The organism is Geodermatophilus sp. SYSU D00815, assembly GCF_054050035.1.
Genome location: NZ_JBJGYO010000026.1, coordinates 21,407 through 33,617 on the forward strand (window position 1 = coordinate 21,407; position 12,211 = coordinate 33,617).

13 protein-coding genes are annotated in these 12,211 nt (G+C 74.6%); 1 reads left to right on the forward strand and 12 read right to left on the reverse strand.

Annotation, left to right across the window (positions count from 1 at the left end):
- Position 1: 1 nt before the first annotated feature.
- The 5 genes from ACI78S_RS20995 to ACI78S_RS21015 form a co-directional block, all read right to left on the reverse strand.
- Entirely contained in the window at positions 2-943 is a 942-nt protein-coding gene (locus ACI78S_RS20995) for an ROK family protein (RefSeq protein WP_456976914.1), read from the reverse strand.
- Positions 940-1,797 (reverse strand): carbohydrate ABC transporter permease, encoded by an 858-nt coding sequence (locus ACI78S_RS21000; RefSeq protein WP_456976915.1) that lies wholly within the window; start codon positions 1,795-1,797, stop codon positions 940-942. The genes ACI78S_RS20995 and ACI78S_RS21000 overlap by 4 nt, the downstream gene beginning before the upstream one ends.
- Complete coding sequence (locus ACI78S_RS21005; protein WP_456976916.1) at positions 1,794-2,801, reverse strand: carbohydrate ABC transporter permease; 1,008 nt, start codon at positions 2,799-2,801, stop codon at positions 1,794-1,796. The genes ACI78S_RS21000 and ACI78S_RS21005 overlap by 4 nt, the downstream gene beginning before the upstream one ends.
- A 68-nt stretch (positions 2,802-2,869) precedes the next feature.
- Positions 2,870-4,204 carry an extracellular solute-binding protein gene (locus ACI78S_RS21010; RefSeq protein ID WP_456976917.1) on the reverse strand — a complete coding sequence of 445 codons (1,335 nt, stop codon included), beginning with the start codon at positions 4,202-4,204 and terminating at the stop codon, positions 2,870-2,872.
- A 92-nt stretch (positions 4,205-4,296) separates the two neighbouring features.
- Positions 4,297-5,475 carry an ROK family protein gene (locus ACI78S_RS21015; protein ID WP_456976918.1) on the reverse strand — a complete coding sequence of 393 codons (1,179 nt, stop codon included), beginning with the start codon at positions 5,473-5,475 and terminating at the stop codon, positions 4,297-4,299.
- 174 nt (positions 5,476-5,649) lie between these two features.
- On the opposite strand from ACI78S_RS21015, the gene ACI78S_RS21020 reads away from it, so the two are divergent.
- Positions 5,650-5,892, forward strand: coding sequence for a hypothetical protein (locus tag ACI78S_RS21020; protein ID WP_456976919.1), 243 nt, complete (start codon positions 5,650-5,652; stop codon positions 5,890-5,892).
- 118 nt (positions 5,893-6,010) lie between these two features.
- Here the strand turns inward: ACI78S_RS21020 and ACI78S_RS21025 are convergent, their stop codons facing one another.
- Genes ACI78S_RS21025 through speB form a run of 7 tightly spaced genes read right to left on the reverse strand, consistent with a single transcriptional unit; the run spans position 6,011 to position 12,208 of the window.
- Positions 6,011-6,292, reverse strand: coding sequence for a ubiquitin-like small modifier protein 1 (locus ACI78S_RS21025; RefSeq protein ID WP_456976920.1), 282 nt, complete (start codon positions 6,290-6,292; stop codon positions 6,011-6,013).
- Positions 6,289-7,380, reverse strand: coding sequence for a WD40/YVTN/BNR-like repeat-containing protein (locus ACI78S_RS21030; RefSeq protein ID WP_456976921.1), 1,092 nt, complete (start codon positions 7,378-7,380; stop codon positions 6,289-6,291). Before ACI78S_RS21030 ends, ACI78S_RS21025 begins: the two co-directional genes overlap by 4 nt.
- A 60-nt stretch (positions 7,381-7,440) precedes the next feature.
- Positions 7,441-7,893 carry a hypothetical protein gene (locus tag ACI78S_RS21035; RefSeq protein WP_456976922.1) on the reverse strand — a complete coding sequence of 151 codons (453 nt, stop codon included), beginning with the start codon at positions 7,891-7,893 and terminating at the stop codon, positions 7,441-7,443.
- A 60-nt stretch (positions 7,894-7,953) separates the two neighbouring features.
- Positions 7,954-8,766 carry an N-acyl homoserine lactonase family protein gene (locus tag ACI78S_RS21040; RefSeq protein ID WP_456976923.1) on the reverse strand — a complete coding sequence of 271 codons (813 nt, stop codon included), beginning with the start codon at positions 8,764-8,766 and terminating at the stop codon, positions 7,954-7,956.
- 60 nt (positions 8,767-8,826) lie between these two features.
- Positions 8,827-10,395 (reverse strand): ABC transporter substrate-binding protein, encoded by a 1,569-nt coding sequence (locus ACI78S_RS21045; RefSeq protein WP_456976924.1) that lies wholly within the window; start codon positions 10,393-10,395, stop codon positions 8,827-8,829.
- On the reverse strand, positions 10,392-11,033 hold the full coding sequence (locus ACI78S_RS21050; RefSeq protein ID WP_456976925.1) for a cysteine hydrolase family protein: 642 nt from the start codon (positions 11,031-11,033) through the stop codon (positions 10,392-10,394). Before ACI78S_RS21050 ends, ACI78S_RS21045 begins: the two co-directional genes overlap by 4 nt.
- 26 nt (positions 11,034-11,059) lie before the next feature.
- The gene (gene speB, locus ACI78S_RS21055) at positions 11,060-12,208 is read right to left on the reverse strand and encodes an agmatinase (RefSeq protein WP_456976926.1); all 1,149 of its coding nucleotides are present in this window, start codon (positions 12,206-12,208) and stop codon (positions 11,060-11,062) included.
- Positions 12,209-12,211: the final 3 nt, after the last annotated feature.

Genomic DNA, 12,211 nt, shown 5'->3' on the forward strand with positions numbered 1-12,211 from the left:
GTCACGCTCCCGCGGGGACCAGTCCGCGGACGGCGAGCGCCGCCCCGATCGGGGCGACCGGCACGTCCTGCGGCACGACCTGCAGCCGGTCGGCGAGGCCGAGGCTGCGCAGGAACGCCGAGCCCTCGGCCTGCCGGCGCACCGAGCGGGCCACCGCCTCGAGCAGCGGCGGGCCGACCTCCGCGACGCCGCCGCCGAGGACGACGTGCTCCACGTCGCAGGTGAGCACGAGCAGCCGCACCGCCGCGGCCACCGCGTCGGCGAAGGAGTCGCGCACCGCCACCGCCGCGGGGTCGCCCTCCGCGGCCGCGGCGAACAGGTCGACCGCGGTGGGCCGGCCGTCGCGGTTCTGCCACGCCGCGTCGATCGCCGTCCCCGAGGCGTACAGCTCCAGGCAGCCGCGCTGGCCGCACGGGCACGGCGGGCCGGCGTGGTCGACCGGGACGTGCCCGATCTCCCCCGCCGCCCCCCGGTGCCCGCGGCGCAGCTCCCCGCCGAGCAGCAGGCCGGCGGCGACACCCGTGCCCAGGGCGAGGAAGGCCAGGTCGCCGGCGAGGCCGAGCACCCGCGCGGCCCCGACGGCGGCGACGTTCAGGTCGTTCTCCACGACGACCGGGACGCCGCCGAGCCGGGCGCCCAGCATCGGCGCGAGCTCGACCTCCTGGTCGGAGATGCCGAGGTTCACCGCGTGCGTCAGGCGGCCGGTGACCGGGTCCACGAGGCCGGGCACGCCGGCGCCCACGCCGGCCAGGTCGCCCGGCGCCAGCCCGGCGGCGGCGCACAGCCGCGCGACCACGTCGGCCGCGGCGGCCACCACGCCGGCGGCGCCCGGCCGCGTCGCCACCCGGGCGGTGGCCCGCACCCCCGCGTCGCCGTCCAGCAGCACGCCGAGGACCTTGGTGCCGCCGATGTCCAGGCCGACCGACCAGCGGTCCGCGCTCACCCCTTCACCGCCCCGGCGACGAGCCCGGCGCTCATCCGCTTCTGCACGAGCAGGAAGAAGACGATCACGGGGACCGAGATGACCGTCGCCCCGGCCATGACCACGCCCCAGTCGGTGGCCCGGTTGGCCTCCACCAGGCCCTGCAGCCACAGCGGCAGGGTGCGCTGCGCGGGGTCGGTCATGACGACCAGCGCCAGCGTGTACTCGTTCCAGGCCTGCAGGAACCCGTACACCCCGGAGGCCACCAGGCCGGGGGCCAGCAGCGGGAAGGTGATCCGGAAGAAGGCCGCCGTGCGGGACAGGCCGTCGACCATCGCGGCCTCCTCCAGCTCCACCGGCACCCCGCTGACGAAGCCGCGCAGCATCCAGATCGTGAACGGCAGGATCGCCGCGACGTAGACCAGCGAGAGCCCGGCGACCGCGTTGACCAGGTGCCAGCCGTCGAGCACCTGGTACTGGGAGATGAACAGCCCCTCGGCGGGGATCATCTGCACGACCAGGATCAGCACGACGAACGACTTGCGGCCGCGGAACCGGAACCGGCTGATCGCCAGCGCCGCCAGGAATGCGAACAGAATGGCGGCAGCGAGGGTGATCCCGGTGACCGCGAGGGAAATGCGCAGCGAGGCGAAGAATGCGGGATCGGTGAGCACCTCGCGGAAACTCCGGAACGTCCCGTCGAGGGGCAGGAACGTCGGTTCCGGCGTCCGCAGCCGATTGGTCGGCAGGAACGCGGAATTGAGCATCCAGTAGATCGGGAAGGCCCAGACGAGGGCGACGGCGACGGCGAGGACGCCGAGCAGCCGGCGGCCGGCGCCGGCGCGGCGCCGTCGTGCCGGGGCGGCGGCCGTCATGCGTCCTCCTCCCGCAGCATCCGGCGGATGTAGAGGACGGTGAGGACCAGCGTGATGGCCAGCATGATCGTGGCCATGGCCCCGGCCATGGAGAACTCCTTCGCCAGCGAGTAGATGAACGTGCCCAGCAGGTGCGTCTCCCGGGTCGGGGCGCCGGCCCGCTGCAGGACGTAGATCTGGGTGAAGACCCGCAGGTCCCAGATGATCTGCAGCAGCCCCACCACGGTGAGCACCGGCCGCACCATCGGCAGGGCGATGTGCCGCAGCCGCTGCCAGGAGCTCGCGCCGTCGAGCTCGGCCGCCTCGATGCACTCCCCCGGCACCTGCAGCAGCCCGGCGTAGACGGAGAAGACGACGAACGGCACGCTCATCCAGACGACGATCACCGTGGCCAGCAGGTAGAACGACCACGGTTCGATCAGCCACGAGTGCCCGCGCATGCCCTCGGCGCCGAACACCTCGCTGAGCACCCAGTTGACCGCGCCGTACTGCGAGTCGAACAGCCACTGCCATGCGGTGAGCGTGGCCAGCACCGGCGTCCCCCAGGCCAGCAGCAGACCGACCTGCAGGGTGATCCGGGCGCCGCGGCCCACCGCGGTCATGAGGACGGCGAGCCCGATCCCGATCGCCATCGTCAGCCCGGCGTTGACCAGGCAGAACGCGATCGAGCGGCCGATGACGCCCCAGACGTAGGGGTCGCCGAGCAGCGCGGTGTAGTTGTCCAGCCCGACCCACTCGGCCGGCCGGCCGAACTGCTGGGCCAGCCCGTACTCCTGGAACGACAGGACGAACTGGCGCGCCAGCGGGTAGCCCAGGCCGATCGCGATCGGCGCGAGCGCGGGGACGAGCAGCAGCCAGGGCCCCAGCCGGGGCCGGGACGGCCGGCGTCGCCGGGTCGCCGCGGCCGGGGCCGACGGCGGCGCCGGCACCACGGGCGCCCGCGGCGGGGCCGGCGGGGCGGGCGTCGACGGCTCGACCGTCGACGGCGTGCGGGGAGCGGGCATGGAGCACTCCGGGGTGCGGATCCGGCGCCGGGGGCCGGGGGCGCGGCCCCCGGCGCCGGATCGGGCGGTCAGTTGAGCGTCTCGGTGATCAGCTCGTCCGCCCGGGCCGCCGCCTCGGCGAGGTCGGCGCCGCCGGCCACCTCCTGGAAGAAGTCCTCCAGGATGCGCGCACCCTCGACGTCGGCCCACTTCTCCGCCGCGGGGGTGAGCTTGGCGCTCAGCGCGGCGTCGAGCGCGGCCTGCGCGTAGGCGTCGTCGCCGAGGGCGTCGGCGTAGGTGCTGTTGCCCGGGATGAGGCCGTTCTCGGCCAGCATCGTCTGGTACTCCTCGCTGAAGATGATCTCCAGCAGGTTGCGGGCCAGGTCCTGGTTCTGCGACATGGCCGGGATCGCGATGTTCGAGCCGCCGGCGAAGACCGTCGCGGGCTCCCCCGCCACCGGGCCGGGCAGCGGGAAGACGCCGGTGAGCTCCTCGTTGCAGGCCTGCTGCTCGGCGCGCAGGGCCTCGGCCTCCGGCGAGGTGTCCTCGGGGTCGACGCCCTTGTTGCACTGGGGCAGGTCGATGCTCCACCGCGCCCAGGTCGGCGCCGAGAACATGGCTGCCTCGCCGTTGTTGAACGGGATCCACGGATCGGCCGAGTCGGCGTCGCGCGGCGCGCTGGTGGCGTTGGTGAACAGGTCCTGGACCTGGGCCAGGCCCTCCAGCGACTCGGGGCTGGACAGGTTGCCCACCCACCGGTCGCCGTCCCGGACGGCGAGGTCGCCGCCGGCGCTGTAGATCCAGGCGATGCCGTTGTACCAGTCCTGCCCGGGGAACCAGAACCCGGAGAAGCTGGCCGCGCCGGAGGGGTTGGCCTGCTGCAGCGCGACGGCGGCCTCGCGGAACTCCTCGAGGGTGGTCGGCACCGCGACCCCGGCGGCCTGGAACAGGTCCTTGCGGTAGAAGACCGCGCGGGCGCCGGAGTAGTACGGCACCGCGTACACGCTGTCGTCGACGGTCCCCGCCTCGACGAAGCCCTGCAGCAGGTCGTCGCCGCCCAGGTCCGCCACCATGTCGCTGATGTCGGCGAAGGCGCCGGCGTAGGTGAAGGTCGGGCTCTGCGTGTTGCCGATCTCGACCAGGTCGGGGGTCTGGTCCTCCGACGCGAGCGCGGTCTGCAGCCGCGGCACGAGGCCGTTCCAGTCCTGCTCCTCGATGACCAGCGTGGCGCCCTCGTTCTGCGCCTCGAAGGTCTCGACCAGGTAGTCGCGCAGCTCCTGCGGCGTGTCGGCGCCGTTGAGCCACAGCCGGATCTCCTGGTCGCCGCTCGCCGCGGCGTCGTCGGACCCGCCGCCGCACGCCGCGACGGCCAGCAGGAGGCCGACGCCCACGGCGGCCAGCCCTCCCGTGCGTACCCTCTTCATGTCGGGGATTCCTTCCGATGCGCTCAGTCGGTGCCGGACAGCGCCGCTGTGGGGTGTGGTTCTCCGACCTGCAACTGGCCGGCTCGGGGTCGTCAGGTGACCCCGAGCTGGCCGGACAGCACGAGGACGGCGGCCCCGGACAAGGCGCCGTCCTCGCCGAGCGAGGTCGTCCGCAGCTGCAGGTGGCTGCTGACGACCGGCATGGTGCGTTCCCGGAGGGTGGCCAGCGCGGCCTCGCGCAGGGCGCCGTCCAGGAGCTCCCGAGGTCCGCTGAGCACGACCTCGGACAGGTTCAGGGTGCTGACCACCGGGGCCAGCACGATGCCGAGCCGCCGCCCGACGGCGGCCAGCGCGGCCTCGCGGGCGGCGCCGTCCAGCCCCTCGGTGCGCCGGCGCAGCGCCGGCACCGACAGCACGGTCTCCAGGCAGCCGCGCCGCCCGCAGGCGCACGGCTCGGGGCGGCCCAGCGGCGCGCCGTCGATGTCGTCCCGCTCGTCGACCGCGGTGACGTGGCCGATCTCGCCGGCCGCGTGCTCGTGCCCCTGGACCAGCGCGCCGTCGAGCACGATGCCGGCGCCGACACCGCCGCCGACGGTGAGCACCAGCAGGCCGCCGCCGGAGGCGCCGCCGTAGGTGAACTCGCCGAGCGCGGCGGTGTTGGCGTCGTTGGCGACGTGCACCGGCAGGCCGAGCGCGGCGCCGAGCTCGCGGGCCAGCGGCACGTCGTACCAGCCGCGGTTGGGCGCCTGCAGCACCGTGCCCGACGGGTCGATGACGCCCGGGGACCCGACGCCGACGCCGAGCACGGGCCGGGTGGCGAGGGCGAGCAGCTCGCGGCAGAGCGCGAGCAGCGCCTCCACCGCGGCCTCGCCGGTGCGCCCGCCGGCGGCCGCCGACCGCCGCTCGCGCACCTCGCCGGTGAGGTCGAGGACGGCGCCGTGCATGCGCTCGTCGTCGGCGAGGTCGACCGCGACGACCTGGAAGGCGTCGGTGCGCAGGCCGACCAGCGTGGCCGGCTTGCCCGGCCGCCCCTCGGCGCGGGAGCCGAGCTCGTCGACCAGGCCGTCGGCCAGCAGCGAGGCCACCAGGTCGGAGATGGTCACCCGGGTCAGGCCGGTGGCGCGGGCCAGGTCGGCGCGCGAGCGCGGGCCGGAGTGGAACAGGTGCTGCAGCACCATCGAGCGGTTGTGCACCCGGGCGTGCTCGGGGAGCACCTTCGCGGTCGGGCGCAGCAGCCGCCGCTGCACCAGGCCCTCGCTCGCCGCCGTCATGGTTTGTTAGGACACCGTCCTTACATACCGGTGTCAAGTGCCCGACCGCGGTGTGACCTGTTCGTGACCTGCGGCACAGCACACCCGTGGCCGGTGGTGCGCGCGGTGCGCGTCGGGGCGACACGCCGGGAGGGGTGCTGGCCGGTCGCGCCGGGCGCTGCGGACCCTGGCGGTATGACGAGCACGTACGCCTACGGCACCGCCCACGCGGTGGTGATGGTCGGCTCCTTCGGCTCGGAAGGCTTGACCCCCCGCCGGATCGGTCCCGCCCACGCCACGATCGGCCGGGTGAACGGGCAGAGCCGCAAGGCGCTGTGCGGGGCCTTCGTCGCCCAGGACGAGCAGCTGCCCTGGCCGCCGGAGGGCTACGAGCCCGAGCAGCTGTGCCCCACCTGCGCCGAGCTGGCCGCCCTCTGACCCGGAAGTCCCCGCTCAGCCGCCGGCGCAGCGTCACGGAGTGCGCCGGGGCCGGATTCCGGCGCCCGGAACCCCGCGTCAGCGCACCCCCTGGACGACGGAGAGCGTGCCGCCGGCCTCAGCCGCCGGCGATCGACGGCAGCACGTGCACCTGGGTGCCGTCCCGGAGCACCGTCGCCAGCCCCTGCTCGTAGCGGACGTCGTCGCCGTCGACGTAGACGTTCACGAAGCGCCGCAGCTGCCCGGCCTCGTCGCGGATCCGCCGCCCGAGCAGCGGGTGCTGCGCGGCCAGCGCGTCGAGCAGCTCGGCGAGCGTGCCCCCGCCGGCGTCGAGCTCCAGGTGCTTGCGCCCGCCGGCCAGGTCGGCCAGCGCGCCGGGCAGCACCACCTCGACGCTCACGGCAGCCGCGCCGCGCGCACGGTGAGGACGTCGGGCAGGTGCTCGGCCACCGTCGTGAAGCTCTCGCCCTCGTCGGCGCTGGCGTAGACGCAGCCGTCACGGGTGCCGAGGTAGAGGCCGGTCGGCTCGGCGTCGTCGGCGCAGAACGCGTCGCGCAGCACCGACGTCCACGCGCCGTCGGGCAGCCCGCTCGAGCTGGCGGTCCACGTCTCCCCCGCGTCGCGGGTGCGGTGCACCCGCAGGCGGCCCCCCGGCGGCACCCGCTGCATGTCGGCCACCAGCGGCACCACCCACGCCGTCCCGGCGGTGCGCGGCGAGGACACGATCGGGAAGCCGAAGTCGGCCGGCAGGCCGCCCGCGATCGACGTCCACTTCTGCCCGCCGTCGTCGGTGCGGAACACGCCGCCGTGGTTCTGCGCGTACATCCGCTGCGGGTCGCCGGCGTCGACCGCCACCTTGTGCACGCACTGCCCGTACTCGGGCTCCTCGGGCAGGAAGCCGGCGGAGATGCCCCGGTTGCGCGGCGCCCAGCTGCCACCGCCGTCGTCGCTGACGTAGACGCCGCCCGCGCTCATCGCGACGACGACGCGGTCGGAGGCGGGGTCGGTCAGGACGGTGTGGATCGCCGCTCCCCCGCCGCCCGGCCCCCAGGTGGGCCGGTGCGGGTGGTCCCACAGCCCGCGGACCAGGTCGAAGCTGCAGCCGCCGTCGGTGCTGCGCCACAGCGAGTGCGGCTCGCAGCCGGCCCACACGACCCCGGGCCGGTCGGCGGAGTCGGGCCGCAGCTGCCAGACGCGCGCCAGCGCCGCCCCGGTCTCCTCCGGGAAGCGGATCGCCCCCTGCTCGGTCTCCTGCCACGTGGCCCCGAGGTCGTCGGACCACATCACCGTCGGCCCCCAGTGGCCGTACTGGATGCCGGCCAGCACCCGCGGCGTGGGATGGCGGGTGTCGACCGACACCGACGCCACCTCCTGCGCGAGCAGGTGCGGGCCGTCCAGCGTCCAGGTGCGGCGGCCGTCGTCGCTGCGCGCGAGCCACAGGCCCTTGCGCGTGCCGATGGCGAGCAGGTGGGTCGGCTGCTGGGACATGGCGCCCTCCGGAGGTCGACGTCAGGGTCTCAGAACATCGACCCCCCGGAAGGCGGGAACTCAGCGGCGGGTGGCGCCCCCGTCGCCGCGCTGGTCCGGCGGCACCGTCGCCCCGCCGTCGGCGGGCACGGCGTGCCGGCCCTGCGTGCCGGTGTGGCTGCCGTCGTCGCGGGTGAGGTCGGGCGCGAGCTTCTCCGCCTTGGCCCGCAGCGAGTCGGCCGCCGACCGGTCCTGGTCGGCCTGCGCCCGGATCTCGGCGGCCTCCTGCTCGGCGCGGGCCGCCCGCTCCTGCGCCTCGGCCTGCTCCCGGCGCGCCCGCGCCGCCTGCTCCTCGGCCAGGGCGTGCTGCTGGTCGGCGCGCGCCGCCCGGACCTGGGCCTCCTGCAGGTGCTCGCGGGCCTGCTCCCGCTTGCGGGCCTTGGCGACGCGGTTGCGCTTCGACGCCATCAGCGCGACCAGCGCCAGCAGCACGACGACCACGACGACGATGAGCACGATCAGCCAGGTGTCCACGGACGTCCCCTCCCTGAGAGATACCGGGGAGGGGGTTCCCGGCGGCGGAAGATCGGAAACTCAGCGCGCGGGCGCCCGGCCGAACCGGCCGGCCAGCTCCTCCGTCAGCCGCGGCCAGACGACGGGGTCGTGGCCCGGGACGAGCGGGTAGCCGCGGGCGGCGGCGATCGACTTCAGCCGGCGGATCTGCTCGACGCACTCCTCGGGCGTGGCGTCCACCCGGCCGCCCACCGACACCTCGTGGTCGATGTTCTCGGTGAGGTCGGCGGCGTCGAAGGCGAGCACCAGGCCGCCGCCGCCGACGCTGTCGTCGAGGTCGACGACGAAGCTCTGGTGGCCCGGCGTGTGCCCGGCGGTCAGCACGGCGGTGACGCCGGGGGCGATCTCGGCGTCGCCGTCGGCCAGCCGCCAGTCGTGCCGCGGGTCGTCGAAGTCGATGCGGTGGATCGCGTGCCGCTCGGCCTCGGGGCGCAGGCCGAACTCGAGCTCGCGGCGCTGGCAGTGCACCGGGCGGCCGGTGAAGTGGCGCAGCCCGCCGGCGTGGTCGAGGTGCAGGTGCGAGAGCCCGACGGCGGCGACGTCGTCGACGTCGATCCCGACGTCGGCCAGCGCCTGCTCCAGCGGCTCCCCCTCCCGCGGCAGGACCGCCGAGCACAGCGGGTCGAACCGGCGGCGCAGCGCCGGGTCGCGCAGGTAGGCGGTGTTGAAGCCGGTGTCGAGCAGCAGCCAGCCGCCGTCGACGCGCAGCAGGACGCCGGGCACGGGCTCGCGCATGCGCTCCTCGGGCGGGGCGCCCTCCACCGAGACCGACTTCGGCAGCTCCTCCCAGCCGAGGGTGAGCAGGACGATCTCGCGCACGCCCGAGCGGGCCATGGCGCTCCTCTCGTCGGCGGGAGGGCCGGCGGCCGGCGGCCGCCGGCCCTCCCGAGGGTGTCAGGCGGACAGGGCGGCCAGGCGCAGGCTCATCGGGGCGGCGACGTCGTGCGCCTCCTCGACCCCCTGCAGCCAGGTCTGCGTGACCATGAAGTCCTGCCGGTAGGCGATGTTGGTCCAGCAGCCGGTGGCCGAGGCGAGGTCGCCGATCTCGGCGTAGACCGCCTCGTCGCCGGTGGCCAGCGCCTGCGGCAGCAGCTCCTCGATCCGCGGGTCGGAGCAGCCCAGGTAGTTCAGGCCGCCGTCCGCGGCGTACAGGATGTGCGCCGAGGTGTACGGGTCGGCCGCGTCGGGCCAGTAGCTGGCGATGTACACGTTCGGGGCGCCGTCCTGGTTGCCGATCCAGCCGAAGACCTGCGAGGTCGTGTAGCCCTGGACCTCCGGCGTGAACCCGAGGCCCTGCAGGTTCGCGCTGACCAGGTTGGCCAGCTGCTGGTCGTCGGGCGAGCTGGTGTCGTAGCCGATGACGATGGTCTTGTCCTCGGCGGACGCCGACTGCGCGATCTCCTGGAGCGGGGCGGTGTCGTGCTCGACCTCCTGGGTGTCGGTGCCCTCGGCCAGCATCCCCGCCGGGTAGTTGCCGGTCGCCTCCTCGCTGCGGCCGGCGAACACCTGCTCCCGCAGGCCGTCGAGGTCCAGCGCCTGCTGGAACGCCGTCCGCGCCGCGGGGTCGGCCAGCAGCCCGGTGTTCGGGTTGACGTACACCTGCTCGGTGGTGAACGACGGCAGGCTGTAGGTGGAGACCCCGTCGTTGCCCAGGTAGTCCTCCACGGCGGGCGCGTTGAGGCCGTGCAGGATGCCGTGCAGCTCGCCGTTGTTGAGCATCAGCTGCTGCGTCGACAGGTCGGTGATGACCGGCATGTCGATGGTGGTGAAGTGGACGTCGCCGCCCCACCAGTCCTCGTAGGCCTGCATCTCGTAGTGCTCGCCGACGTCGGCGCGGGTGAGCGTGTACGGGCCGGTGCCGGCGTCGTGGGTCTGCAGGTAGGTCTGGGCGAAGTCGTCGCCGGCCTGCTCGGCGAGGACGGTCGGGCTCATCATCTTCGGCCCGTACGGCGCGGCCAGGTAGTCGAGGAACGCCGAGTTCGGCGCGCTGAGGGTGATGACCACCTGGGTCGGGCTCGGCGTCTCGACCGAGGCGACGTCGGCGACCATGTACGCCGGGCCCTGGCCGACCGCGAGGCGGCGGTCGAAGGAGGGCTTGACCGCCGAGGAGTCGAACGGCGTCCCGTCGTGGAAGGTGACGCCCTCGCGCAGGGTGAGCGTGTAGACCGTGTTGTCCTCGTTCACCTGCCAGTCGGTGGCCAGCGCCCCCTCGATCTCCGGCTCGGCGGTGCCGGCCTTGTACCGCAGCAGGCCCTCGTAGAGGTTCTGGGTCAGCAGCAGGCCCTGCCCGGCGTAGTAGATGTCGGGGTCCGGCGGCTGGCCGGGGTCCTGCAGGAACGACAGGCGCAGGACGCCGTCGTCGGGCGCCGAGCTGGAGACCTCGGGCTGGCTGTCGCCGCCGCACGCGGCCAGCGACGCGGCCAGGACGACGGCGGCGACCGCGCCGAGCAGCCGGCGGCTCACGCGCCCACCCCCGCCAGCTCGGTGCGGGCGGCCAGGGCCTCGAACGCCGCGACGATCTCGTCGGTGCCGCGCCGGGCGCCGGCCTGCAGGTACTCCATGGCGTCGAGCGAGGCGGCGTGCCGTGCCTCGGTCGACCCGCCCACGCAGTCCTCGACCACGCGGACGTGGAAGTCGCGCTGGTGGGCGTCGGCGAAGGTGTAGTGCACGCAGACGTCGGTCAGCCCGCCGATCAGGATCAGCGTCTGGGCCTGCAGCGCCCGCAGCACGATCTCGAACTCGGTGCCGATGAAGCCGGAGTAGCGCCGCTTGACGATGTGGAACTCCCGGTCGTCGGCGGCGGGGTCGGGCAGCAGGGTCGGCCACAGGTCGGTGCCGGGGGCGCCGTCGACGCAGTGCCGGCCCTCCGCGCCGTCGAGCTCGCGGCCGAAGTCGATGCCGCTGGGGCGGTGCACCTCCTGGAAGAACACGATCGGGACGCCGGCGGCGCGGGCGGCGGCGACCAGCCGCTCGGCGCGCTCGACCCGGCCCTCGATGCCGGGCATGTGCGCGATGCCGACGACGTCGGCGGGCATGGCCCCGCCCTGCTGGATGTCGACGACGACCAGCACGGGCCGGCCGACGATCATGGGTTGCTGCACGGTCTCTCTCCTCGGTCCAGGGGGTTTCAGGCGTCCCGGAAGGTGCGGGCGGCGCCGGTGCCGGCCGACCGGGGGTCGACGTAGTCGGGTTCGGTGAGGCCGATCCGGCGCATGGCCGTGCCGGTCAGCGCCTCGCGGACGGCGCGGTGCGCGAGCAGGGCGGTGATGCCGGCGGTGCCGTCGTAGGGCGGGCTGACCTCGACGACGTCCATGCCGACGATGCCGACCTCGGCGGCCAGCCGGCGGACGGTGCGCAGGATCTCCCAGCTGGTCAGGCCGCCGGGCTCGGGCGTGCCGGTACCGGGGGCGAACGCCGGGTCGCAGACGTCGACGTCCAGGGAGATGTAGAGGTGGTCGGCCTGGTCGAGCGCCTCGTCGAGGGCCCGCTCCAGCACCGCCTCGAAGCCGTCGCGGCGGATCTCGGCCATGAAGTGGGTGCGGAGCTGGTGCTCCTCCATCCAGTCGAGGATCGGCTTGTCGGGCCAGTAGCCCCGCAGGCCCACCTGCACGAAGTTCCTGCCCGGGACGGCGCCGCTCTCGATCAGCTTGCGCATCGGCGTGCCGTGGCTGGCCAGCGAGCCGGGCGAGTCGGGCGCGGTGTCGGCGTGCGCGTCGAAGTGGATGATGCCGACCTTCCCGTGGCCGAAGTGGTCGGCCACGGCGGTGGCGCACGGCCAGGTGATGGCGTGGTCGCCGCCCAGGACGATCGGCACGACGCCGGCGTCGACGACGCCGCCGACGAACTCGCGGACCAGGTCGAAGGTGCCCAGCGTGTTGCCGACCAGCACCTCGGCGTCGCCGTAGTCGCAGGCGCGCAGGTGCTCCAGGGGGTCCACCCCGACGTCGAGGTGCGGCAGGCTCGAGCCGTAGCCGCCGATGTAGTCGGCGGAGCGGATCGCCATCGGGCCCAGGTGGGTGCCGGCGCGGCCGGTGACCGTGCCGTCCCAGGGCACGCCGAGGACCGCGACGTCGATCTCACCGGCGGTGAGGTCCTCCGGGGTGAGGCAGACCGGCAGCTTCATGAACGTCTGGATGCCGGCGAAGCCGCGCTCCCCGCGGGGTCGGTTGACCTGCACCGGCCCCGGCGTGCGCGGGGGCAGCTGCCAGTGCGGGAAGTCCTCGGCGCCCTTCAGGACGTGGCTGTGCGGGTGGTCGTGCGAGTGGTCGTGCGACACGGG